The organism is Verrucosispora sp. WMMD573, from assembly GCF_027497175.1.
Lineage (GTDB): Bacteria > Actinomycetota > Actinomycetes > Mycobacteriales > Micromonosporaceae > Micromonospora.
In genome coordinates this window covers 2201113-2224574 of record NZ_CP114901.1, presented here as the reverse complement: position 1 = coordinate 2224574, position 23462 = coordinate 2201113, and the positions used below count along the sequence as shown (strand labels likewise).

22 protein-coding genes and 1 tRNA gene are annotated in these 23462 nt (G+C 70.3%); 6 read left to right on the top strand and 17 right to left on the bottom strand.

Annotation, left to right across the window (positions count from 1 at the left end; all coding sequences use genetic code 11):
* Positions 1-288 precede the first annotated feature (288 nt).
* Together O7601_RS10345 and O7601_RS10340 are read left to right on the top strand one after the other, a co-directional pair.
* Positions 289-1368: a LacI family DNA-binding transcriptional regulator gene (locus O7601_RS10345; protein WP_281565957.1), complete on the top strand. Its 1080-nt coding sequence runs from the start codon at positions 289-291 to the stop codon at positions 1366-1368.
* Between the two features lie 172 nt (positions 1369-1540).
* Entirely contained in the window at positions 1541-3181 is a 1641-nt protein-coding gene (locus O7601_RS10340) for a glycoside hydrolase family 13 protein (protein WP_281565956.1), read from the top strand.
* A 148-nt stretch (positions 3182-3329) separates the two neighbouring features.
* Here the strand turns inward: O7601_RS10340 and O7601_RS10335 are convergent, their stop codons facing one another.
* From O7601_RS10335 to O7601_RS10315, 5 genes are all read right to left on the bottom strand, one after another.
* Positions 3330-3767, bottom strand: coding sequence for a hypothetical protein (locus tag O7601_RS10335; RefSeq protein WP_281565955.1), 438 nt, complete (start codon positions 3765-3767; stop codon positions 3330-3332).
* A 74-nt stretch (positions 3768-3841) separates the two neighbouring features.
* Entirely contained in the window at positions 3842-4765 is a 924-nt protein-coding gene (locus tag O7601_RS10330; protein WP_281565954.1) for a YhjD/YihY/BrkB family envelope integrity protein, read from the bottom strand.
* Between the two features lie 63 nt (positions 4766-4828).
* On the bottom strand, positions 4829-5398 hold the full coding sequence (locus O7601_RS10325; RefSeq protein WP_281565953.1) for a 2'-5' RNA ligase family protein: 570 nt from the start codon (positions 5396-5398) through the stop codon (positions 4829-4831).
* Between the two features lie 36 nt (positions 5399-5434).
* Positions 5435-6460, bottom strand: a complete 1026-nt coding sequence (gene trpS / locus O7601_RS10320; protein ID WP_281565952.1) for a tryptophan--tRNA ligase — start codon at positions 6458-6460, stop codon at positions 5435-5437.
* A gap of 32 nt (positions 6461-6492) precedes the next feature.
* Positions 6493-7491, bottom strand: coding sequence for a hemolysin family protein (locus O7601_RS10315; RefSeq protein WP_281565951.1), 999 nt, complete (start codon positions 7489-7491; stop codon positions 6493-6495).
* A gap of 81 nt (positions 7492-7572) precedes the next feature.
* On the opposite strand from O7601_RS10315, the gene galE reads away from it, so the two are divergent.
* Both galE and galK read left to right on the top strand, forming a co-directional pair.
* The gene (gene galE, locus O7601_RS10310; RefSeq protein WP_281565950.1) at positions 7573-8556 is read left to right on the top strand and encodes a UDP-glucose 4-epimerase GalE; all 984 of its coding nucleotides are present in this window, start codon (positions 7573-7575) and stop codon (positions 8554-8556) included.
* Positions 8553-9722 carry a galactokinase gene (gene galK, locus O7601_RS10305; RefSeq protein ID WP_281565949.1) on the top strand — a complete coding sequence of 390 codons (1170 nt, stop codon included), beginning with the start codon at positions 8553-8555 and terminating at the stop codon, positions 9720-9722. Before galE ends, galK begins: the two co-directional genes overlap by 4 nt.
* Positions 9723-9844: 122 nt before the next feature.
* On the opposite strand, the gene cysN is transcribed toward galK, so the two are convergent.
* The 9 genes from cysN to O7601_RS10260 form a co-directional block, all read right to left on the bottom strand.
* Positions 9845-11146 (bottom strand): sulfate adenylyltransferase subunit CysN, encoded by a 1302-nt coding sequence (cysN, locus tag O7601_RS10300; protein ID WP_281565948.1) that lies wholly within the window; start codon positions 11144-11146, stop codon positions 9845-9847.
* Positions 11146-12054, bottom strand: a complete 909-nt coding sequence (gene cysD, locus O7601_RS10295) for a sulfate adenylyltransferase subunit CysD (protein WP_281565947.1) — start codon at positions 12052-12054, stop codon at positions 11146-11148. The genes cysN and cysD overlap by 1 nt, the downstream gene beginning before the upstream one ends.
* 74 nt (positions 12055-12128) lie before the next feature.
* Entirely contained in the window at positions 12129-12962 is an 834-nt protein-coding gene (locus O7601_RS10290) for an inositol monophosphatase family protein (protein ID WP_210937689.1), read from the bottom strand.
* A gap of 176 nt (positions 12963-13138) precedes the next feature.
* On the bottom strand, positions 13139-13729 hold the full coding sequence (gene pth / locus O7601_RS10285; RefSeq protein WP_281565946.1) for an aminoacyl-tRNA hydrolase: 591 nt from the start codon (positions 13727-13729) through the stop codon (positions 13139-13141).
* Between the two features lie 116 nt (positions 13730-13845).
* Entirely contained in the window at positions 13846-14535 is a 690-nt protein-coding gene (locus O7601_RS10280; protein ID WP_281565945.1) for a 50S ribosomal protein L25/general stress protein Ctc, read from the bottom strand.
* Between the two features lie 269 nt (positions 14536-14804).
* Complete coding sequence (locus tag O7601_RS10275) at positions 14805-15785, bottom strand: ribose-phosphate diphosphokinase (protein ID WP_164446188.1); 981 nt, start codon at positions 15783-15785, stop codon at positions 14805-14807.
* Positions 15786-15848: 63 nt separating this feature from the next.
* Positions 15849-17384 (bottom strand): bifunctional UDP-N-acetylglucosamine diphosphorylase/glucosamine-1-phosphate N-acetyltransferase GlmU, encoded by a 1536-nt coding sequence (glmU, locus tag O7601_RS10270; RefSeq protein ID WP_348650244.1) that lies wholly within the window; start codon positions 17382-17384, stop codon positions 15849-15851.
* A 101-nt stretch (positions 17385-17485) separates the two neighbouring features.
* Positions 17486-17557, bottom strand: a tRNA-Gln gene (locus O7601_RS10265).
* 35 nt (positions 17558-17592) lie between these two features.
* A complete protein-coding gene (locus O7601_RS10260; RefSeq protein WP_281565944.1) occupies positions 17593-18231 on the bottom strand; it encodes a resolvase in 639 nt (212 codons plus the stop codon).
* A gap of 128 nt (positions 18232-18359) precedes the next feature.
* Between O7601_RS10260 and O7601_RS10255 the strand changes: the two genes are divergently transcribed.
* Complete coding sequence (locus tag O7601_RS10255; RefSeq protein ID WP_281565943.1) at positions 18360-19319, top strand: acyl-CoA desaturase; 960 nt, start codon at positions 18360-18362, stop codon at positions 19317-19319.
* A 106-nt stretch (positions 19320-19425) separates the two neighbouring features.
* Positions 19426-20112: a TetR/AcrR family transcriptional regulator gene (locus O7601_RS10250; RefSeq protein WP_281566867.1), complete on the top strand. Its 687-nt coding sequence runs from the start codon at positions 19426-19428 to the stop codon at positions 20110-20112.
* A gap of 26 nt (positions 20113-20138) precedes the next feature.
* Here the strand turns inward: O7601_RS10250 and O7601_RS10245 are convergent, their stop codons facing one another.
* The 3 genes from O7601_RS10245 to O7601_RS10235 all read right to left on the bottom strand — a co-directional run bounded on the left by O7601_RS10245 (position 20139) and on the right by O7601_RS10235 (position 23280).
* Entirely contained in the window at positions 20139-20615 is a 477-nt protein-coding gene (locus O7601_RS10245; RefSeq protein WP_281565942.1) for a DUF4383 domain-containing protein, read from the bottom strand.
* Positions 20616-20896: 281 nt separating this feature from the next.
* Positions 20897-21352 (bottom strand): DUF4383 domain-containing protein, encoded by a 456-nt coding sequence (locus O7601_RS10240; protein ID WP_281565941.1) that lies wholly within the window; start codon positions 21350-21352, stop codon positions 20897-20899.
* A 125-nt stretch (positions 21353-21477) separates the two neighbouring features.
* Positions 21478-23280 carry an ABC-F family ATP-binding cassette domain-containing protein gene (locus O7601_RS10235; RefSeq protein WP_281565940.1) on the bottom strand — a complete coding sequence of 601 codons (1803 nt, stop codon included), beginning with the start codon at positions 23278-23280 and terminating at the stop codon, positions 21478-21480.
* Positions 23281-23462 lie beyond the last annotated feature (182 nt).

The following is a 23462-nucleotide window of genomic DNA, read 5'->3' as shown; positions in this document are numbered from 1 at the left end:
AGCAAGAACTTTCGTAACTAGAAACCCCTTGCGAACACCCCTGCAACAACCGTGCCCCATCCGCAACTTCACCGGCCGACAAGTGTCGCTCTCTGGGCATTTTGTGCCCATCTGCGGTGACCGAACTCCCAACGGCGGTCACCTAGCGCACACCGTCCCCCCACCCATCGTGCCCCTCACGGCCGGCCTGAACCGGGTTCGTGGGCACGCTCCCGAAGCCCGCTGCTCGATCCTGCAAGTTCTTGCTGGCTAATGCGCAAGAACTTGGCGGTGAGCTACAGTGCCGCCATGCGCGCTCGCCTGTCCGACATCGCCCAGCAGGCCGACGTCAGCGAGGCCACGGTGTCGCGGGTGCTCAACGACCGCCCCGGCGTGGCACCCGAGACTCGGCAGGCCGTCCTGACCGCCCTCGACGTGCTCGGGTACGAGCGCCCCGCCCGGCTGCGCAAGCGCAGCGCCGGACTCGTCGGCCTGGTGGTCCCGGAGCTGGACAATCCGATCTTCCCCGCGTTCGCCCAGATCATCGAGTCGGCCCTGGCCCCCACCGGCTACACCCCGGTGCTGTGCACCCAGACCCCCGGCGGGGTACGCGAGGACGAGTACGTCGAGATGCTGCTGGACCGGCAGGTCTCCGGGATCGTCTTCGTCTCCGGCCTGCACGCCGACACCGCCGCCGACCACGACCGGTACCGGACCCTGCTCGCCCGTCCGCTGCCGATCGTGATGATCAACGGCTACGCGCCTGGCATCCCGGCGCCCTTCGTCTCCTGTGACGACCGGGAGGCCGCCGAGCTGGCCGTGGCCCACCTGGTGGCGCTGGGCCACCGGCGGATCGGCCTGATCACCGGGCCGGACCGGTTCGTGCCGGTCCAGCGCAAGGTCGGCGGCTACAAGGCGGCGATGGAACGCCTCGCCGGTGTCGACGACGACGAGCTGGCCGAGCTGACCGAGCTGTCGTTGTTCGGCGTCGAGGGCGGGGAGGCGGCGGCCGGCCGGTTGATCGAGCGCGGCGCCACCGGCATCGTCTGCGGCTCCGACCTGATGGCGCTCGGTGCCATAAGGGCCGCCCGGCAGCGGGGCATGTCCGTGCCGGAGGAACTCTCGGTGGTCGGCTACGACGACTCGCCGCTGATGGCCTTCACCGATCCGCCGCTGACCACCATGCGGCAGCCGGTGGCCGCGATGGCGGTCGCCGCGGTACGGGCACTGGTCGACGAAATCAACGGACACGGCGCCCCGCACTCGGAGTACCTGTTCCGGCCGGAGCTGGTGGTGCGTGGGTCCACCGCCGTGGCCCGGCAGGATGCCACGCCGAGCGGCCCGGGCCGGCAGCGGCCGGCGCCGCCCGCGTTCGCGGTTCCGGCCTGACCGGCCCGGCCGGCGTGACGTAGCCCGCAGCAGGAGCATCACCGGCCTTCTTGCGCAAGATTTGCTTGACTCTTGCAGAGTCGGCGCGGCATTCTTCTCAGACACCCGTGCGTCCCCACCTCACCCAACGCCGGGTGGCCGCCGTCCCGCGCCACAGAACGGGGAACACCCGATGACCGTCAGCACCCCCTCGCCGCTGACCTCCGACGCCGACTGGTGGCGATCCGCCGTCGTCTACCAGGTCTACGTCCGCAGCTTCGCCGACTCCGACGGCGACGGCATCGGTGACCTCCAGGGCATCCGCGAACGCCTGCCCTACCTGCGCGAGCTGGGGGTGGACGCGCTCTGGCTGACCCCCTTCTACACCTCACCCATGGTCGACGGCGGCTACGACGTCGCCGACTACCGCGACGTCGACCCGATGTTCGGCAACCTCGCCGACTTCGAAGCGATGATCACCGACGCCCACGCGCTCGGCCTGCGGATCATCGTCGACATCGTGCCCAACCACACCTCCGACCAGCACCCCTGGTTCACGGCGGCGCTGGCCGCCGCCCCCGGCTCACCGGAACGAGCGCGCTACCTCTTCGCCGACGGCAAGGGCGACGGTGGTGCGCAGCCCCCCAACGACTGGGAGAGCATCTTCGGCGGCCCGGCCTGGACCCGGGTCCCCGACGGCCAGTGGTATCTGCACCTGTTCGACCCCGCCCAACCCGACCTCAACTGGCGGCACCCCGAGGTACGCACCGAGTTCGAGGACATCCTCCGCTTCTGGCTGGACCGTGGGGTCGACGGATTCCGGATCGACGTGGCCCACGGCATGATCAAGGCCGACGGGCTGCCGGACGTCGGTTTCAACTCGATGACCACCGGCCGACGCCAGTCCGAGCTGCTCGGCAAGGGCCGCCTACCCTACTTCGACCAGGACGAGGTGCACGACATCTACCGCGCCTGGCGGCCCATCCTGGACAGCTACCCGGGCGGCCGGATGGCCGTCGCCGAGGCGTGGGCCGAGACGCCGCAGCGGCTGGCCCGCTACATCGGCCCGGACGAACTGCACCAGGCTTTCAGTTTCGACTTCCTCGACGCCACCTGGTCGGCCGACTCGTTCCGCAAAGTGATCGACACGGCGCTGGCCGAGTCGACGGTCGTCGGCGCCCCGACCACCTGGGTGCTGTCCAACCACGACCGGCAGCGGCACGTCACCCGCTACGGCGACGGCGAGATCGGGCTGCGGCGGGCCCGGGCCGCCGCGCTGCTGATGCTCGCCCTGCCCGGCTGCGCCTACCTCTACCAGGGTGAGGAACTGGGCCTGCCCGAGGTACTCGACCTGCCCGACGAGCTTCGTCAGGATCCGGCCTTCCTGCGCACCGGCGAGAGCCGGGACGGCTGCCGGGTGCCGATCCCGTGGAGCGGCGAACTGGCGCCGTACGGCTTCGGGCCCGCCGGCAGCGAACTGAGCTGGCTACCAGCCCCGACGACCTGGCGTGCCCTCTCGGTGGCCGCGCAGACCGGCGACCCCACTGCCACGCTGGAGCTGTACCGCGCGGCGCTGCGGATCCGTCACACCCACCCGGCTCTGGCCGGCCTCGACGGCATCACCTGGCTGGAGACCGGCCCCGGCTTGCTCGCCTTCCAGCGCCGGGCCGGCGACACCGCGCTGACCTGCGTGGTCAACATCAGCGACGCGGCGGCGGTGATCGACGGATACGGCACGCCGCTCGTCGCCAGCGCGACACTCACCGAACGCGACGGCGGCCACCTGCTGCCGGTCGACGCGGCGGTCTGGTTCGAGCGGCGCTCCAACGGGTAGCCGCCATCGACTCGGCCGTCCGGCGTGCTCCGCGCCGCCGGGCGGCTGGGCACGACCCCTTGTGGTGGGGGGTGCGACGGTGCCGGTGTCCTCGGGGCGATCCCCCCCGGGGCACCGGCACCTGTGTCTCGGCCACCGGTCGACCGGTTCAGCCGCTGGTGAGCTGGGCCGCGATCCGGGCGAACCCGGCACGCAGTTCCGCCACGTCCGGCGCCGGCAGCGGGCCGGCGGCCCGGTCGTGCTCGGCCGCCTCCAACTCCTCCTGGTCGATGGTGTCCTCGTAGTCGCCGTAGAGGTCGGCCTGGTCCACCCGCGCCACCTCGTCCTGCGCGGCAAGTTGCGCGGCGGCGATCTCGCCCCGGATCTGCTCCATCGACACCGCCGGCACCAGCGGTTCCACCACCGCCATCAGCTGCTCCTCGGCGACCACCGCCTCGGCCAACGCCAGCGCGTGCGGGCGCTCGTACGGGCCGCACACCACCGGCTCCCACTCGTCGGCGTCACTGAGCGGACCGAACGTGATGATCCACGGCAGCTCCAGCATCGGCGAGTCGGCCGGCAGGTCCAACGTCACGAGTGCCCCCACAATCCCCATCATCGTCGGTGTCCGGGCAGGTGGGGGTGGGTTCGGCGGAACGTTCAGCCGGCCGGATCAGCGGCTCAGCCCGCCCCGCCGGGTGTGCCGGGATCGGTGTCCACGTCAAGGTCGACCGGCGGACGTCGACCGGCCAGGTCCACCGTCCGCCCGCGCCGGCTCGTCGCCGCCAGCGCGGCGCCGAAGAGCACCAGCTGATTGAGCAGGTAGAGATAGACCAGCAGCCCGACGGCGGTGGCCACCACCGTGTACGCGGGGTTGTGTTCTACCCGGCCCACCCAGAACCGGCCGACGGTGTTGAGCAGGGTGATGCCGACCGCGACGATCAGCACCACGGGCCGCAGCCGGGACCGGCTCATCCGCACCCGAGGGACCGCGACCAGCAGCAGCGTGGCCAGTACCGCGTTGACCAGCACGCTGAGCAGCGCACTGACCGTGGTGAGCGCAAACGAGCCGGTGCTGCGCAGCAGGAACCGCAGCAGCGTCTCCAACGCGTCCACGGCCGCCACCGAGAGGCCGAGCAGCACGAAGACGACCAGCAGCACACCCAGGTCGACCAGGCGGCGCACGACCAGGTTGCCCGGGTGCTGGTTGAGCCCGTGGATCAGCCGCTGCGAGGAACGGATCGCCTCCACCCAGCCGATCCCGGTCAACACCAGGATCAACAGACCGACCACCCCGGCGGTGCCGCTGCTGTCGGCGACCTGGGCCGGATCGAGGAACGGCAGGTTCTCGCCGAGGAACTCCTCCGCCGCCGCGCTCACCTCGTAGTTGTCCTCCAGTATCGCGCCGAAGATCGCGTACGCGACCAGGGCCAGCGCGAAGACCGCGAAGAAGCCGTAGTAGGCGATCGCGGCGGCCAGCCGGCCGCCCTGGAGGTCGGTGTAGAGCACCCCGGCACGCCACAGGTGGCCGAAGGCCGGGGAGCGGCGACGCGCGGCGGTCAGCCGGTTGTCGACGGCCGCCTCGACCCGACCCAGAACGTTCACGTCGTCATCCTCACCGATCCGTCGTCGCCGTGTCAGAGGTACCCGACGTGCCGGCCGGGACGCTCAGCCGCCCAGTCGGAAGTCCCGGCGTGGCTGCCAGCGCGCCTGTCCGCTGTGCGAGAAGAGCGTGAAGTGGTCCACCTCGAACATCGCGGAGAAGTCCGCCAGGTCCTCGTACGCCTGGTCCAACGCCTCCGGCGCGACGTCCTGGGCGACCGTCACATGCGGATGGTAGGGAAACCGAAGCTCCCGGCGTAGCTGCGGGGCGGCGTTGATCGCGGCGGCGAGCAGTTCGCACTCGCTGATGCCGGCGGCGACCGCGACGAAGACCACCTGGGTCACCGGCCGGAAGGTGCCGGTGCCGCGCAGGTGCAGGCTGAACGGCAGGTGGGCGGCGGCGACCCGGGCGAGGTGCCGCTCCACGGCCGGCAACGCGGCCACCGGGATCTCGGTCGGCCCGAGCAGGGTGACGTGGGCCGGCACCGCGTTCGGGTCACCGGCCTCCAGCCGACGCCGGGTCAGCAGACTGCCCCACGGCTCCGGAATGTCGACCGCGATGCCGATCTGGACGCTGTCACCGACCGCAGGCGCTCCGGTCCCCTGCTCCACGCTGCACGCCATCCCTCCGGCCATCGACCCCTGCCCGCGCCGCCGTCCCCGCTCGGGCGGTCACTCGCCGCGTACCGGTGGGAAGAAACCCACCCGCTCGTACGCGGTCCGCAGCGTCGGCGCCGCCACCGCGCGGGCCTTCTCCGCGCCGGCGGCGAGGAGCTTGTCCAACTGGGCGGGATCGTCGAGATACGCGCGGGTGCGCTGCTGGATGGGGCTGACGAACTCCCGGACCACCTCGGCGAGGTCCTTCTTCAGGTCCCCGTAGCCCTTACCGTCGTACGCCGCGACCAGGTCGTCGATGCCCCGACCGCTCAACGCCGAGAAGATGGTGAGCAGGTTGGCGATGCCCGGCTTGGTGACCTCGTCGAAGACGATCTCCCGGCCGGTGTCGGTGACCGCCGACCGGATCTTCTTCGCCGACCGCGCCGGGTCCTCGAGCAGGTCGACGATGCCGCCCGGCGACGAGGACGACTTCGACATCTTGGCGGTCGGGTCCTGCAAATCGGTGATCTTCGCGGTGGCCTTGACAATGTGCGGCGCCGGAACCGTGAAGGTCCGGCCGAACAGCGAGTTGAACCGCTGGGCCAGGTCCCGGGAAAGCTCCAGGTGCTGGCGCTGGTCCTCACCCACCGGCACGGCGTTGGCCTGGTAGAGCAGGATGTCGGCGGCCTGCAGGATCGGGTAGGTGAACAGGCCGACGCTGGACCGCTCGTTGCCCTGCTTCTGCGACTTGTCCTTGAACTGGGTCATCCGGCTGGCCTCGCCGAACCCGGTGAGACAGCCGAGCACCCACGCCAGCTGGGCGTGCTCGGGCACCTGGGACTGCACGAACAGGATGCAGCGTTCCGGATCCAGGCCGACCGCGAGCAGCTGCGCGGCGGCCACCCGGGAACGCTGGTGCAGCACCTTGGGATCGTGCCCGGCGGTGATGGCGTGCAGGTCGACCACGCAGTAGAACGCGTCGTGCGACTCCTGCAACGCCACCCAGTGCCGCACCGCGCCGAGGTAGTTGCCGAGATGGAACGAGTCGGCGGTCGGCTGGATGCCGGAGAAGACGCGGGGGCGGACGGGAACGTCGGACATGCCGGCAATTCTGTCAGCTGACCCGACGTACGTCATGGCGGGCCGGCGGGTCGTGCCCGGTCGGCGGCCGAGACCACCTCGCGCCGCTGTTCGGGCAGGCGCGCGACGGTGACCGCCAGCCGGGCCACCCGTCGACCCTCCAGGGTCAGCACCCGCAGCAGCCAGCCGCCGGCCGGCGGCTGCGCCGATTCGGCGGGGACCGGTATCTCGTCACCCGGCGCCGGCAGCCGTCCCAGCGCGGCCATCACGAACCCGCCGACCGTCTCGTACGGCCCCGTCGGCAGGGCCACCCCTGTGCGTTCGGCGAAGTCGGCGAGATTGAGCCGACCGTCCACCACCGCCGGCAGCCCGGTGTACGCGGGCTCCGGGACGTCCGCGTACTCGTCATGGATCTCGCCGACCAGTTCCTCGATCAGGTCCTCGCAGGTGACGATGCCGGCGGTGCCGCCGTACTCGTCGACCACCACCGCCAGGTGATGCCCCTCCCGTCGCATCTCGGTCAACGCGGCGAGCACCCGTTTGCTGGCCGGCAGCCGCTTCACCTCGCGGGCCAGTTGACCGACAGTGGTGCCCGGCGCCCGGTCCGGGCCGAGCAGCAGGTCCCGCAGGTGCACCACACCGACCACGTCGTCATGGGTGCCGTCCACCACCGGATAGCGGGTGTGCGGGCCGGCCCGCACCAGTGGCTCCGCCTCGGCGATCGTCAGGGCCGTGGAGAGGAACACCACCTCGGTGCGGGGCATCATCACCTCGCGTACCAGGCTCGCGCCGGCCACCAGCACGTCGTCGATGATGCGCCGCTCCACCGGATCCAGGACCGTGTTGGCGGCGACCAGATCCCGCAGTTCCGCCTCACTGATCCGTTCCCGGCCAGCGGTCGGGCCGGCGCCGAGCAGGTCGGTGACGAGCCGCAGGGCACCGTCGGCGGCCCGGACCACGACCCGGGCGACCGCCCGGGCCACCGGTCCCGGCTGACGGCGGTGCAGGTCGTGGCCACGCCGTCGGGGTACGCGCCGACGCGAGGCCCGCATGGGACTGATGGTAGCCAGCCCCGGGCCGTAGGGTGACCACCACGAGGCCGCTACCATGCCGGCCAGGCGGGAGGAACCGACGTGAAACTGCTCGTCACCGGCGGGGCCGGCTTCATCGGCAGCGTGGTGACCCGGATGCTGCTCGACGCCGGGCACGAGGTGGTCGTGCTGGACGACCTGCGCACCGGCCACCGGGCCGCGCTCGCCCCCGACGCCACCCACGTCGAGGCCGGCATCCACGACGCGGCCGCGGTGCTCACCCCGCAGGCCAAGTTCGACGGCGTGCTGCACTTCGCCGCGCTGATCGCCGCCGGTGAGTCGATGGTCGCCCCCGAGCGGTACTGGCACGTCAACACCGTCGGCACCCTGGCGCTGATCGACGCGGTGCGGGCCGCCGGCGTACCGCGGCTGGTGTTCTCGTCCACCGCCGCCGTCTACGGCAATCCCACCGAGCTGCCCATTCCGGAGACCGCCGTCAAGGCACCCACCAACACGTACGGGGCGACGAAGCTCGCCGCCGACATGATGCTCACCGCCGAGTCGATCGGGCACGGCCTGGCCGCCGTATCGCTGCGCTACTTCAACGTCGCCGGTGCGCACCTGGACGGTGACGTCGTCCTCGGCGAACGGCACGACCCGGAGACCCACCTCATTCCGATCGCGCTGGAGGTGGCCGCCGACCGGCGGGACAAGCTGCAACTGTTCGGTGACGACTACCCCACCGTCGACGGCACCTGCGTCCGCGACTACATCCACGTCGCCGACCTGGCCCGGGCCCACCTGCTCGCCCTGGACGCGGCCACCACCGGACAACACCGCATCTACAACCTCGGCAACGGCAACGGTTTCACCAACCGGCAGGTGGTCGAGGTCGTCCGCGAGGTCACCGGGCACCCGGTGCCGGTCGAGGTGGCACCCCGCCGCGAGGGCGATCCGGCCGAACTGGTCGCCTCCTCCGCCCTGGCCCGCGCCGAACTGGGCTGGGAGCCCCGCAAACCCACCCTGCACGACATGGTCACCGACGCGTGGGCCTTCTACCGTGCGCAAGTCCTGGACCGCCGGTGACCAACCACCCCGACGCGGTGGCCGACCGCGCCACCGCCTGCTTCCGGCACGCGTACGGCCAGACGCCCGCCGGCCGCTGGGCGGCTCCCGGCCGAGTCAACCTGATCGGCGAACACACCGACTACAACGACGGATTCGTGCTGCCGTTCGCCCTTCCGCTGTGCACCGTCGTCGCGGCGACACCGCAGCCGGCCGGCAGCTGGACGGTCTGCTCCGAGCTGACCGGTGAGACGGTCAGCTTCGGCACCGACGAGGTGACCCGCCCCGGGCGGGTGACCGGTTGGGCGGCGTACGTGGCCGGCGTGGTGTGGGCGCTGCGGGAGGCGGGACACCCCGTCCCCGGTGCCCGGCTGGCCGTCGCCTCGGACGTGCCGCTCGGCGCCGGGCTCTCCTCCTCCGCCGCGCTGGAGGCCGCCGTGCTCGCCGCGCTGGTCGACCTGGGCGGGTTGGCGCTACCGCCCGAACAGCAGCCCCGGCTGGCCCAGCGCGCCGAGAACCAGTACGTCGGCGCGCCCACCGGCATCATGGACCAGTCGGCGGTGATCCGCTGCCGCGCCGGACACGCCCTCTTCCTCGACTGCCGCACCCAGCAGGTGGAACACATCCCATTCGACCTCGACGACGCCGGCCTCGCCGTCCTGGTGATCGACAGTCGAGCCCCTCACCGGCACGCCGACGGCGAGTACGCGGCCCGCCGCGCCAGCTGCGAGAAGGCGGCCGCGCTGCTCGACGTACCCGCCCTGCGTGACGTGCCGCCCGCCGACCTCGACGACGCGCTCGCCCGGCTTCCCGACGACGAGACCCGCCGCCGGGTCCGCCACGTGGTCACCGAGAATCAACGGGTACTCGACACCGTGGCGCTGCTTCGCGACGGGCAGGTCCGGCAGATCGGGCCGCTGCTCACCGCCTCGCACACCTCCATGCGGGACGACTTCGCCATCACCGTCCCCGAGGTGGACGTCGCGGTCGAGGCCGCGCTGACCGCCGGGGCGCTGGGCGCCCGGATGACCGGGGGCGGCTTCGGCGGCTGCGTGCTGGCCCTGGTCGAGGCGGGCCGGACCGACCGGGTCGGCGCCGCCGTCACCGCCGCCTACACCGCCCGGTCCTTCACCACGCCCACCGTCATTACCGCCACCCCCGCCCCCGGCGCCACCCGCCTGGCCTAACCCCGACCCCCACCCCTCGCTAGGCCGCACGGGCAGCCCAGGGTTGATCAAGAAGTTTTTGGTCGGGATCGCGCTGGATCCCGACCAGAACTTCTTGGTCAACTAGGGAGTCACGGTGGAGGTCAGGGGGTTTCGACGATCATGCCGGCGCCGACGGTACGGTTGGTGGCCTCGTCGATGATGATGAACCCGCCGGTGGTGCGGTTACGGCGGTACTCGTCGGCCAGCAGCGGGATGGTGGTCCGCAGGCGAACCCGACCGATCTCGTTGAGCCGCAACTCGTTGGCCGACTCGTCGCGGTGCAGGCTGTTGATGTCGAGGCGGTAGTGCAGGTCCCGCACGATGGCACGCGCCGCGCGGGTCGTGTGTTTGATCGAGTACTTGCCGCCGACCTGCAACGGACGCGTCTCGTCCATCCAGCAGACCATCGCCTCGATGTCCTGCGCCACCGCCGGCGCGTTGTTCGGCCGGCAGATCATGTCGCCGCGCGAGATGTCGATCTCGTTTTCCAGGCGTACCGTCACCGACATCGGCGGGAACGCCTCCGCGACCGGCCCGTCGGCGGTCTCCACCGCGGAGATCCGGCTGGTGAAGCCCGAAGGCAGCACCATCACCTCGTCACCCGGCTTGAGCACCCCCGAGGCCACCTGGCCGGCATAGCCCCGATAGTCGGTCACGGTGGTCGACTGAGGGCGGATCACGTACTGCACCGGGAAGCGGACATCCACCAGGTTGCGGTCGCTGGCGATGTGCACCCGCTCCAGGTGATGCAGCAACGCCGGGCCTTCGTACCAGGGCATGTTCTCCGAGCGGCTGACGATGTTGTCACCCCGCAGAGCGGAGATCGGCACCACCGTCAGATCCGGCACGTCCAGCTTCGCGGCGAACGCGGTGAACTCGTCGGCGATCCGCTCGAAGACCTCCTGCGAGAAGTCGACCAGATCCATCTTGTTGACGCAGAGCACCAGGTGCGGCACCCGCAACAACGAGCAGAGGAACGCATGCCGGCGGGACTGCTCGACCAGCCCCTTGCGGGCATCCACCAGGATCAGCGCCAGGTCGGCCGTGGAGGCCCCGGTGACCATGTTCCGGGTGTACTGGATGTGCCCGGGGGTGTCGGCGATGATGAACTTGCGCCGGGGCGTGGCGAAGTAGCGGTACGCCACGTCGATCGTGATGCCCTGCTCCCGCTCCGCCCGCAGCCCGTCGGTGAGCAGCGCCAGGTTGGTGTACTCGTCGCCCCGGGCCGCGCTGACCGCCTCGACCGCCGCCAACTGGTCGGTGAACAGCGACTTCGTGTCGTAGAGCAGCCGACCGATCAAGGTCGACTTGCCGTCGTCCACGCTCCCGGCCGTGGCGAAACGCAACAGATCCATCGGCCGACCCTCGGCCACGTGAGCGGCGTCCAGAGTCTCGGTGCTCATCAGAAGTAGCCCTCCCGCTTGCGGTCCTCCATCGCGGCCTCGCTGACTCGGTCGTCACCCCGGGTCGCGCCACGCTCGGTGATCCGGGTCGCGGCGACCTCCTCGATGACCTTCTCGACCGTGTCCGCGTCCGAGCGCACCGCCGCCGTGCAGGAGGCGTCACCCACCGTGCGATACCGCACCCGGGCCTTGAACCGATCCTCACCGGCCCGCGCCGGCAGGAACTCGTTCACCGCGTAGAGCATCCCGTCGCGCTCGACCACCTCACGCTCGTGCGCGTAGTAGATCGACGGCAACTCGATCCGCTCGCGGGCGATGTAGTGCCACACGTCCAACTCCGTCCAGTTGGACAGCGGGAACACCCGGATCGACTCGCCCGGATGATGCCGCCCGTTGTAGAGCGCCCACAGCTCCGGCCGCTGGTTCTTCGGATCCCACTGGCCGAACTCGTCCCGGAAGCTGAACATCCGCTCCTTCGCCCGGGCCTTCTCCTCATCCCGGCGAGCCCCGCCGAAGAGGGCGTTGAAACGGTGCTTCTCCACCGCCTCCAGCAGCACCGGCGTCTGGATCCGGTTTCGCGTCCCGTCTGCGGACTCGCGGACCAGGCCACTGGCCAGAGCCTCCGGCACGCTGGCCACCACCAGTTGCAGGCCCAGCTCGGCCACCCGCCGGTCGCGGTAGTCGAGCACCTCCGGGAAGTTGTGACCCGTGTCGACGTGCATCACCGGGAACGGAATGTGACCCGGCGCGAACGCCTTCTGCGCCAGCCGGAGCATGACGATCGAGTCCTTGCCACCGGAGAAGAGCAGCACCGGCCGCTCCAACTCGGCGACCACCTCGCGCATCACGAAGATGCTCTCCGCCTCAAGCGCGTCGAGATGGGTGACCTGGTACGCAGCACTGGTCATGACACGGGCTCGATTCGCTCGGTCATCCGCTTTCCAGACCTTTCCGGTCGGGGATGTCAGGAAGTAGCGACAGGCTACCCGCAATGCCGATGCAACGCCGCAAGTAACCGGCTGGCGAGATCCTTACGGCACACCAACAGGTCCGGCAGGCGCGGATCCGCCTCGTTGTATTTCAGCGCAGAACCATCGATCCGGGAAGCGTGCAGTCCGGTGGCCGTCGCCACAGCGACCGGCGCCGCCGAGTCCCACTCGTACTGCCCGCCGGCATGGATGTACGCATCCACCTCACCGGTCACCACCGCGGCGATCTTCGCCCCGGCCGAGCCCATCGGCACCAACTGCGCCCCGACCTCCTCCGCGAGATCGGTCAGGAACACCGGCGGCCGACTGCGACTCGCCGCCAACCGCAACCGCCCCGCACCGCCCGCCGTGGCCGCCTCAGGTGTCATCGGCGGATAGGCCGGCGGCAGGTCCGTACCCAGCACCCGATGCTGGGCCGGCAGCCCGACCGCACCGGCGACCAGACCGTGCGAGGTGGTCGCGTTACGCGCCCAGAGCGCCACGTGCACCGCCCAGTCCGCGCGCCCCTCCTCGCTGAACTCCCGCGTACCGTCCAACGGGTCGATGATCCACACCCGATCGGCGGTCAACCGCGAAACGGCACCGGTGTTCACCTCGGCCGCCCACGCCAGTCGGGAACCCTCGTCCTCCTCGGAGAGCACCGCGTCACCCGGGCGCCACCTCGCCAACTCGGTGCGGATCAGGTCGTGCGAGACCTTGTCCCCCGCCGACTTCAACGCGCCGGCATCGGCGAACCCCATCTCCGCCCGCAGGCCCAGTAGCGCCTGCCCGGCACGATCCGCCAGCCACCGCGCGAACGCCCCGTCGATCATCGGTGGACCGCTCATGCTTCCGCTCCCGTCGCCACGATCCGCGTACGCCGAGCGGCCGGCCTCGCCCGACCGCCGAACCCGCACACTACCGGGCCACCGACGAACCCAACCGCCGCGGTCCGCCCCCGACACGTGTGTCGACACCCCCGTGGCCCCCAGGCCGACCCCGAGCGGGCACCCCGGCGCCCGCGCTAGACCCCGTGGTAGAGGTTCTGAGTCGGCTCCACACCCCGGCTGACCACGGATTCGACCACGTCCGCAGCCCGGTCCACCAGGAAGTCCAACTCCTTGCGTTCCGCCGTGCCGAAATCCGACAGCACATAGTCCGCCGGATCCTGCCGCCCCGGCGGTCGACCGATCCCGAACCGCACCCGCACGTAATCCTTCGTGCCCAACGACTTCGACATCGACCGCAGACCGTTGTGCCCACCCTCACCACCGCCGCACTTGACCCGCACCTGGCCGTAACCGATGTCCAGCTCATCGTGCACCGCGATGACCCGTCCCGGCGGCACCTTGTAGAACTGCGCCAGACTGGCCACCGGCCCACCGGAAAGATTCATGTAGGTCAGTGGCTTGGCCAGCAGCAACTTGGGCCCGCCCAACCCCAGCCGCCCCTCCGCGACCTCCGCCACCGCCCGCCGGTGCCGGCCGAACTTCCCACCCAGCCGACCAGCCAGCAGGTCGGCGACCATGAACCCGACGTTGTGCCGGTTGCCCGCGTACTCCCGACCCGGGTTACCCAGGCCGACCACGAGCCACGGCCCGGTCTCGTCCGTCACCGCCCGCCCCTCCCGCCCTCACCGGCGGCCAACCACCGCCCACGCCGCCGATCATCCGATACGCCGACAGGCGCCCCCGCAGAACCCGGGGACGCCTGTCGCAAACTGAGAGACTGTCAGGCCTCGGTACGAGCCTCGGTGCCCGCCTCACCCTCGGCGGACGGCGCCTCGGCAGCACCCTCGGTGACCTCGCCGACCTCGGCCTCGGCCTCCTCGGTGGCCTCCTCGACCTCGGGCAGCGTCGACTCCAGCTGCTCGGCGGTCGGCGCGGCGGTGACCGTGGCGATCGTCAGCTCCGGGTCGGCGACCAGCTCCACACCCGCCGGCAACGACACGTCAGCGGCGGTGACCTGGGAACCCGGCTCGGCGCCCTCGATCGAAGCCTCCAGGTGATCCGGCACCTTTGTCGCGTCCGCAGTCACCGAGAGGGTGTCGTGGTCGTGCACGATCAGCGTGTCGCGCGCGGCCTCACCCGTGAGCTGGACCGGCACGTCCACGGTGACCTTCTCGCCGCGACGCACCAGCAGCAGGTCGACGTGCTCGAAGGTGTCCTTGATCGGGTTCCGCTGGATCGCCTTCGGCAGCGCCAGCGCCTGCGTGCCGTCGCTGATGTCCAGCGCCAACAGCTGGTTGGCACCACCGTTACGGATGGCCGCCGCGAACTCGCGGGCCGGCAGCGCGATGTGCTTGGGCTTCTCGCCATGGCCGTACAGCACGGCGGGCACCTTGCCGGCCCGGCGGGTACGGCGGGCACCACCTTTGCCGAACTCGGTGCGGGGCTCGGCGCTGATCTTTACCTCGGACACGGGGAAACTCCTGATGCTTCGCTGCGGCAGCTTGTCGTCTGGCGGTGCTGGGCGGGGGGCTCGCAGGGGCTCATGCGTCAGCAGACTGCCCGGAGCACCGCGTCGATCACGGTGCCTCCGTGCGGCGCTTCTCAGCGGCCCGCAGGGCACCCTCGCCGTGGCAACCGCACCAGTCTACCCGAGCGATTTCCCGGGTTTCCGGCAGTCCCCGTACCCGCCCGGACACCCCCGCCCCGGCACCAGCCAGCCGGCTCAGTGGTGAACCGCGCTCAGCTCAGCCCACCGAAGAGCGTGGTCACCGAGCCGTCGTCGAAGACCTCGCGGATCGCCCGGGCCAGCAGCGGTGCGATCGACAGCACGGTCAGCTTGTCGAGCTGCTTCTCCGGCGGCAACGGGAGCGTGTTGGTCACCACGACCTCGCTGATCGGGCTGTTCTTCAACCGCTCCGTCGCCGGGTCGGACAGCAGCGCGTGGGTGGACGCCACGATCACGTCCGCCGCTCCCGACTCCTTCAGGATGTCCGCCGCCCGGCAGATCGTGCCGCCCGTGTCGATCATGTCGTCGACGATCAGGCAGACCCGACCCTCGACCTCACCGACGACCCGGTTCGCCACCACCTGGTTCGGCTTCATCGGGTCCCGGGTCTTGTGGATGAACGCCAGCGGGCAACCACCCAGCCGGTCCGTCCACCGCTCGGCCACCCGCACCCGGCCCGAATCCGGCGCGACCACCGTCATCGGCCGGCCCGCGTACTTGCGCTCCACGTACTCGGCCAGGATGTCCATCGCGAAGAGGTGGTCCACCGGACCGTCGAAGAAGCCCTGGATCTGCGCGGTGTGCAGGTCCACGGTGAGGATCCGGTTCGCCCCGGCGGTCTTCAGCAGGTCGGCGACCAACCGCGCGGAGATCGGCTCCCGGCCGCGGTGCTTCTTGTCCTGGCGGGAGTACGGATAGAACGGCAGGACGACCGTGATCCGCTTGGCCGAACCGCGCTTCAGCGCGTCCACCATGATCAAGGTCTCCATGACCCACGTGTTCACCCCGTGCGTGACCGACTGCACCACGAAGGCGTCCGAACCACGTACCGAGTCCTTGAACCGTACGAAGATCTCGCCGTTGGCGAACTCGTACGCGTCGGCCGGCGTCGGCGCGACGCCGAGCACCTCACCGATCTCCTTGGCCAACTCCGGAAAACCACGTCCGGAGAAGAGCATCAGGCTCTTGCGGTTTTCGGCGACGATGCTGCCCATGGGCCCGTCTGCTCCCGTTTTCGGTCGGCGGTACCCGGCCTGTTGGTGGTGGTCGGCCGGGGACTATTCGGTTGCAGTATCTCCCGGCTCGGGCGTACCGCCCACCGACTCGGCGGTGCCGTGGATTGCCTCACCTTCGCTTGCGGAGGACGTCGCGGCCGGAGCACCCTGCCCACCCCGAAGGGCACGCTCGGCCGCCTCGGCGGAAGCCGTGCCCGCGCGCTTGCGCGCCACCCAACCCTCGACGCTGCGCTGCGGCGCCCGGGTCAACCCCAACGCCCCCGGCGGCACGTCCTTGCTGATCGCGCTGCCCGCCGCCACGTACGCCCCGGCACCCACCTCGACCGGTGCGATGAGGCTCGTGTCGCAGCCCACGAACGCCGCCTCGCCGACCACGGTGCGGTGCTTGTTCACCCCGTCGTAGTTCACGAAGATCGTCGCCGCGCCGATGTTCGCCCTCGCTCCGATCGTCGCGTCACCCACGTACGACAGGTGCGGCACCTTGGCGCCGGCGCCCAGCTCGGAATTCTTCACCTCGACGAACGTGCCGACCTTCGACCGCTCCGCCAACCGCGCGTCCGGCCGCAGGTACGCGTACGGCCCGACGCTGGCGCCCGGACCCACCTCGGCGCCGACCGCATGGCTGCGCAGCACCGTCGCGCCGGGCCCCACCACCGTGTCGATCAACGTTACGTCCGGCCCGACCACCGCGCCGCTGCCGACCACCGACCCGCCACGTAGCTGGGTGTTCTGATCCACCACCGCGTCGCGGTCCAGGGCCACTGTCACGTCGATCCAGGTTGTCTCAGGGTCGAGCAGGCTGACGCCGGCCCGCATCCACCGCTCGTTGACCCGGTCACGCAGCAGCCGGCGCAACGCCGCCAGCTCCACCCGGTCGTTGCAACCGAGCGTCTCGGTGTGGTCGGCCGCCAGGTGCACCCCCACCGGCTCGCCAGCGGAGACCAGCATCTTGAAGACGTCGGTGAGGTACTCCTCGCCCTGGTCGTTGTCGGTCGACAGCTTGCCGAGCACGTCCCGCAGCCGGGCCGCGTCGAACGCGTAGATCCCAGCGTTGATCTCCCGGACAGCCAGCTGTGCGGCAGTGGCGTCACGCTGCTCGACAATCTGTTCCAACCGACCCGCCGCGTCCCGCACGATGCGTCCTAGCCCGGTCGGGTCCGGCACCTCCGCCGCGAGCACGGTCGCCGCGGCGCCCTTGCTCTCGTGAGCCGCCACCAGCGCACCGACCGTCTCGGGCCGCAGCAACGGCACATCGCCGTTGAGCACCACCACCGTGCCGGTGACCTCCGGGGCGGCCTCCAGCGCGATCCGCACCGCGTGCCCGGTGCCGAGCTGTTCCGCCTGATGGACCGCGGTGGCCTCGGGGGCGATCCCGGCGAGGTGGGCGCGGACCTGGTCGGCGCCGTGCCCCACCACCACCAGGGTGCGCGCCGCAGCCAGCGGGTCGGCCGCGTTGAGCACATGACCCACAAGCGTCCGACCGAGCAGCGGATGCAGCACCTTGGGCAACGAGGACTTCATCCGCTTGCCCTCACCGGCGGCGAGTACGACGACGGTACGGGTGTGGGGCTCGGGCACGACGTGGCTCCCGTCGGAACGCGGACAGTCTCGCGGCCATGCTAACCAGACAATCCGGTCTGTTCGGCAGGGGCACGAGGATCGGCGGTTGAGAGTGCTTGCTGGGGTGCCTGGATTCGAACCAGGAGCTCAAGGCTCCAAAGGCCTGCGGGTTGCCGTTACCCCACACCCCATAGAAATGTCAAGCCGACAGGCCGCATCAAACCGCCTAAGTGCGTTCAGCTGCGGACCGGAACAGCTCGGCGATCATACCTTCTATTCGCCAGTAGAGCTCGCGGCTACGCGGCACATTGATCACGAGACAGCCTCGGTACTCGTCACCGACGTTTCGCCGGACGGTGGTCGGCTTGTGCTTCTTGAGGGTCGCCGGGCGAAACTGCTCGCGTGGCACTTCGAGCTCGGCCGCCCACCACTGGGCCGCCACGTCCGGGTCGGCAGTCCCATGGATGCTCACCCGATAAGTCGGCACGGCGCGGTCGACTCCGCAGACTTCGAGGAAACGCGGGAAGAGAGCGTGCAGGCCCGGATCGCTGTTGACGAACTGCAGATGGTCATCGCGACGCCACGGCTTCGACTTGGTGCCCTCGCACCAGTAGATCGCCGCACCGAGGATGAGCAGATCACGTTCGCTGAGTCGACCTACCACCCGCCCGGCCATCGCCCGTGCCTCCTTCTGGGCTTCGTCCCGCGCCCGACGATGGTCCGCCCACCGCGCCTCGGCAATCGCCTTCGAGTGGGCACGTCGGCGCTGGCGTTCCTCCTCCGGGTCGCGTTCGAGCGGGATGTGCCGGACCCAGAGGTAAGCCGTCGACCGGCTCACCCCGAGCTGCCGCGCGATCTCCGGCACCGGACAACCCGACGAGCGTACGACCCATCAAGCATCCATTCGTGTCGCTGTCTGATGTGATCTTCCGGGCCCTTAAGTTACGGTGACGTAGGCGTAGATTGCGAACCGATCGTCCCCTGCGAGGTGCCATGTCCGCCGCCGTTCTCGACCCGCAACCGACCAGCCCGAAGCCCCTCACCCAGGGCACCCAGTCACGCGGCATCCTGATCGCGCTGTGGTCCTTCGTGGTGATCCCGTTCGCGGCGCTGATCGCCGCCGTGCCGGTGGCCTGGGGTGGCTGGCTCAGCTGGGTCGACGTGGGCATCGCCGGCTTCTGGTACGTGCTGTCGGGCCTGGGCATCACCGTCGGCTACCACCGCTACTTCACCCACGGTTCGTTCAAGGCGAAGCGGTGGCTACGCATCGCGTTGGCCGCCTCGGGCTCGCTCGCCGTGCAGGGCGAGATCATCCAGTGGGTGGCCGACCACCGGCGGCACCACGCCTTCTCCGATCTGGAGGGAGACCCGCACTCGCCGTGGCGGTTCGGCACGACGCTGCGCGGCCTGGTCAAGGGGCTGTTCCACGCGCACATCGGCTGGCTGTTCGGCCGGGAGTTGTCCAACCGGGAGCGTTTCGCACCGGACCTGCTGGCCGACCGGGACATCCGGCGGATGGACCGGCTCTTCCCGGTGCTGGTGATCGTCTCGGTGCTCGGGCCGGCCTTGATGGGCTGGTTGTTGACGTGGTCCTGGCAGGGCGCGTTGAGCGCGCTCTTCTGGGCCGGCCTGGTCCGCATCTCGTTGCTGCACCACGTCACCTGGTCGATCAACTCGGTGTGCCACGTGTACGGGGAGCGGCCGTTCATGATGCGCCACGGCGACCGGGCGGCGAACTTCTGGCCCCTCGCGCTGTTGTCCTTCGGGGAGAGCTGGCACAACCTGCACCACGCCGATCCGACGAGCGCCCGGCACGGTGTCCTGCGGGGGCAGATCGACATCTCGGCCCGGATAATCTGGCTGTTCGAAAGGGTCGGGGCGGCGTGGGACGTGCGTTGGCCGAAGCCGGAACGGATCGCGGCGAAGCTGGTCCAGCCGGCGGCCGAGCGGTAACCGGGCGGCCAACCCGCAAGTTACCTGGCAGTATGTTCGAGTGACCGGGCGGAAAGCAGGCAGCATCCCACGACAGGGCGTCACCGAGCGCCAGCGAGGCGACGAGATGGCCGATACTCCCCGCGCCGAGGGCGGCAGACGGCGGCGGTCGGTGCCCGCCGCGGCGGCCAAGCCGACGTCCCGGGTACGCATGTCCGCCGCTCAGCGTCGCGAGCAGTTGATCTCGATCGGCCGGCAGATCTTCGCCGAACGTGGTTTCGACGCCACCTCCATCGAGGAGGTGGCGTCGCGCGCGAAGGTCTCCAAGCCGGTGGTCTACGAGCACTTCGGGGGCAAGGAGGGGCTCTATGCGGTGGTGGTGGACCGCGAGGTGCGGTCCCTGCTGGACCGGATCACCACGGCACTGACCGCGGGTCATCCGCGGGAGTTGCTGGAGCAGGCCGCGTTGGCCCTGCTCGGCTACATCGAGGAGGAGACCAGCGGGTTCCGGGTGCTGGTACGGGAGTCGCCGGTGCTCTCCGCGACCGGCAACTTCAGCAGCGTGATGAACGACGTGGCGCACCAGGTGGAGCACATTCTCGGTGCGGAGTTCTCCAGCCGCGGTTACGACCCGAAGTTGGCCGAGTTGTACGCGCAGGCGCTGGTGGGCATGGTCGCGTTGACCGGCCGGTGGTGGCTGGAGGTGCGTAAGCCGCGGAAGGAGACGGTGGCCGCGCACCTGGTGAATCTCTCCTGGAACGGGTTGTCGCACCTGGAGGCCAAGCCGGGTCTGATCACCGCGGGCGGACGCTGAGCGGCGTCGGTGGGGCGCAGCCTCGGCTAGCGGCGGTGGATCTCGGCGACGGGGTGGTTCCGGCGGCTCCGCTCGGCCTCGGCGTCCTCGTGCGGGCCGACCTTGTCGTAGAGGCCGGTGCCGAGCAGGATCAGCCCGAAGAGCATCGAGACGATCACCGTCGACATGGAGAAGTTCAGGAAGTTGGCGTCGGTCTGGAGCACCGACATCATCAGGATGCTGGTGACCAGGAATACGGCTCCGGCGGTGAGGTTCATGTAGTGGCCGAGGTTGGTGCGCCGGGACGCGCCGATGATGAGCACCACCCCGAAGGCGATGGAGGCCAGTGAGAAGGCCAGGTTGGTGCGTAGGCCCAGAGCCCAGTTGCCGTTCCGGCCGAACAGCGGGTCACCCCAGGTGAGCGCGGTCCCCCAGACACCGAAGATCAGGATGTAGAGCCCGACCAGACCGGACAACGCCCGGTAGAACGGCCGCGCCGGATGGTTTACCGGAAAATGCGGCATCGACTCCTCCACGCAAAGCGGGACAACAAGAACATTGTCCCCCAGTCGCGCAGCCCACGTCCCCCGAACGCCAATCCGGCGGCATAGCCACGCCGGGATTCGACCGCGGGGCTGCCCGACGCGCAACCATGCACCTCAAGATCCCCACCCTCGGGCCCGACGTTCCGTACGGATGCGCAACCCCGACAGGTTTTCGCCGGAGCCCGACCCGCGCAGGGATCAAGCCTGACCGCCCGGAGCGGGTCGGGCTCCGGCGAAAACCCAACCGAGACAGCAAAACCTCAGAGCACGAGCCGAGCCTTCTGCCACGCCTCGTGCTCCTCGTCGCTGCCGACCTTGCCGTACATGCCGGCCATCAGCAGCACCAGGCTGAGCACCATCTGGACGATCACCGTGGCGACGCTGACGTTGAAGATGTTGGCCTCGGTCCGGATGAAGGCGAGACCCGCCAGGCTGACCACCATGATCAGATATGCCGACCACTGGTTGATCAACACGTCGAGGTTGCGTCCGATCGCGGTGCCGGCCAGCACGATCGCGCCGACCACGATGTTGAACAGGGAGAAGCCGAGGTTCGTGCCCTGCCCCAGGATCTGAGTGTCGCCCTGGCTGAAGAAGGGCTCGCCGGTGCTGGTCAGGAGGCCGATCACACCAAAGGCCACCAGGTACAGACCGATCAGCCCGCCGATCGCCCGGTAGATCGGCCGCGCGGGGTGGTTGACGGGGGTGTGGGCCATGTCTGTGTCTCCAACGCCGTTGGGTGAGGGTCGACGGGGATTCTCCCGCATCCGGCCCTGTGACGCCGCACACGGGGTCCCGGGATCGGCGCGGCAGCACACCGTGACCAGCCGGGTCAGCCGGATCAGCTGGCGGGGATCTCGTCAGCCAGGGTCAGCCAGGCCTGCTCGGCCTCCTCCCGCTCACCGCGTACCTGGGTGAGCTGGGCGTCCAGCTCGGCCACCCGGGTGTAGTCGGTGGCGTTGGCGGCGAGCTGGTCCAGCAGGGCGGCCTCCTTCTGTTCCAGCTTGCCGACCTGCCGTTCGAGGCGGGCCAGTTCCTTGCGGGCCTGCCGGGCCTCGGCGGCACTCATTCCGTCGCCGGCCGGGCCACCGGTCGGTGCCGAAGGTGCCGGGGTACGCCCGGTGCCCGGCCGGTCGTTGGCGCGGGCGAGGTACTCGTCGACACCACCGGGCAGGTGCACCAGCCGGCCGTCACCGAACATGCCGTACGCCGAGTCGGTCACCCGCTCGATGAGGTAGCGGTCGTGGCTGGCCACCACGATCGTGCCGGGCCAGGAGTCGAGCAGGTCCTCCAACGCGGCGAGGGTGTCGGTGTCGAGGTCGTTTGTGGGTTCGTCGAACAGCAGCACGTTCGGTTCGCCGGCCAGCAGGCGCAGCATCTGAAGCCGACGCCGCTCGCCGCCGGAGAGGTCACCGACCGGAGTCCAGAGGCGCCGGTCGTCGAAGCCGAACACCTCGGCGAGCTGGGCGGCGGAGATCTCCCGATCGCCGAGGCGGACCCGCCGGGCGACCTCCTCGACCGCTTCGAGCACGCGCAGGTCGCTGGGCAGTTCGGCGAGTTCCTGGGAAAGGAAGGCGGGCCGTACGGTGCTGCCGGTGGTCATCCGTCCGCTGTCGGGGCGGGTGACGCCGGCCAGCATCCGTAGCAGGCTGGTCTTGCCGGCGCCGTTGGCGCCGAGGATGGCGACCCGGTCGCCGGGGCCGACCTGCCAGGTGGTGTCGTCGAGGATGGTCTTGGGGCCGGCGTGCAGCCGGACGTGTTCCAGGTCGTAGACCTGCTTGCCGAGGCGGGCGGTGGCCAGCCGTTGCAGTGACATGGTGTCGCGCGGCGGCGGCACGTCGGCGATCAGCGCGTTGGCCGCGTCGATGCGGAACTTCGGCTTCGAGGTGCGGGCCGGCGGGCCACGGCGCAGCCAGGCGATCTCCTTGCGGAGCAGGTTCTGCCGGCGTGCCTCGGTGGCGGCGGCGATCCTTTCCCGCTCGGCGCGGGCGAGGATCCAGGCGGCGTAGCCGCCCTCGTAGGCCCGTACGGTCTGGTCGGCGACCTCCCAGGTGGTGGTGCAGACGGCGTCGAGGAACCAGCGGTCGTGGGTGACCACGACCAGAGCGCCCTTGCGGCCGAGCAGGTGCCGGGCCAGCCAGTCGACGCCGCTGACGTCGAGGTGGTTGGTGGGCTCGTCGAGGATGAGCAGGTCCGCGTCGCGGACCAGCAGGGCGGCCAGGGCCACCCGGCGGCGCTCGCCACCGGACATCGGCCCGACCGGGGCGTCGAGTCCCAGGTGCGGCATGCCAAGCCCGTCGAGGATGGCACGTACGCCGGCGTCACCGGCCCACTCGTGCTCCGCGCCCATGCTCTCGGCGAGCCACTCGGTGCCGAGTACGACGTCGCGGACGGTGGCCTCGGGGCTGAGGGTGAGGTTCTGCGGCAGCCAGGCGACGCGCAGGTCGCGACGGTGCGTGACTCGACCGTCGTCGGGCTGCTCGCTCCGGGTCAGCAGTCGGAGCAGGGTGGACTTGCCGGCGCCGTTGAGCCCGACGACGCCGATCCGGTCGGCGTCCTCCAGGCCGAGCGAGACCTCGGTGAGCAGTGGCCCGGCCGCGCCGTAGCCCTTGGACACCCGGTCCAGGTTGACGATGTTGGCCACGTACCCACCTTCCATGATCAAGGCGTCCCGGTGCCGGCGGGCACCTGGGGACGCCTGTCGTTCCAGGGTACGCCGGGTCGCCGCCGACGCGACCGACGCCGACCGGCTGGGCGAACTCGCCGACGGCGTGACCGCCATCTACAACTGCCTCAACCCGGCCTATCACCGGTGGCTCACCGACT

Excerpts from the sequence above, each read along its gene's own strand:
- O7601_RS10240 (WP_281565941.1), bottom strand. The coding sequence starts at position 21,352 with ATGGCCCACACCCCCGTCAACCACCCCGCGCGGCCGATCTACCGGGCG.
- O7601_RS10290 (WP_210937689.1), bottom strand. The coding sequence starts at position 12,962 with ATGAGCGGTCCACCGATGATCGACGGGGCGTTCGCGCGGTGGCTGGCG.
- O7601_RS10345 (WP_281565957.1), top strand. The coding sequence starts at position 289 with ATGCGCGCTCGCCTGTCCGACATCGCCCAGCAGGCCGACGTCAGCGAG.
- trpS (WP_281565952.1), bottom strand. The coding sequence starts at position 6,460 with ATGTCCGACGTTCCCGTCCGCCCCCGCGTCTTCTCCGGCATCCAGCCG.
- O7601_RS10245 (WP_281565942.1), bottom strand. The coding sequence starts at position 20,615 with ATGCCGCATTTTCCGGTAAACCATCCGGCGCGGCCGTTCTACCGGGCG.
- O7601_RS10340 (WP_281565956.1), top strand. The coding sequence starts at position 1,541 with ATGACCGTCAGCACCCCCTCGCCGCTGACCTCCGACGCCGACTGGTGG.
- O7601_RS10275 (WP_164446188.1), bottom strand. The coding sequence starts at position 15,785 with ATGGGCAGCATCGTCGCCGAAAACCGCAAGAGCCTGATGCTCTTCTCC.
- O7601_RS10255 (WP_281565943.1), top strand. The coding sequence starts at position 18,360 with ATGTCCGCCGCCGTTCTCGACCCGCAACCGACCAGCCCGAAGCCCCTC.
- cysN (WP_281565948.1), bottom strand. The coding sequence starts at position 11,146 with ATGAGCACCGAGACTCTGGACGCCGCTCACGTGGCCGAGGGTCGGCCG.
- O7601_RS10315 (WP_281565951.1), bottom strand. The coding sequence starts at position 7,491 with ATGCGGGCCTCGCGTCGGCGCGTACCCCGACGGCGTGGCCACGACCTG.
- cysD (WP_281565947.1), bottom strand. The coding sequence starts at position 12,054 with ATGACCAGTGCTGCGTACCAGGTCACCCATCTCGACGCGCTTGAGGCG.
- O7601_RS10250 (WP_281566867.1), top strand. The coding sequence starts at position 19,426 with ATGGCCGATACTCCCCGCGCCGAGGGCGGCAGACGGCGGCGGTCGGTG.
- O7601_RS10325 (WP_281565953.1), bottom strand. The coding sequence starts at position 5,398 with ATGGCCGGAGGGATGGCGTGCAGCGTGGAGCAGGGGACCGGAGCGCCT.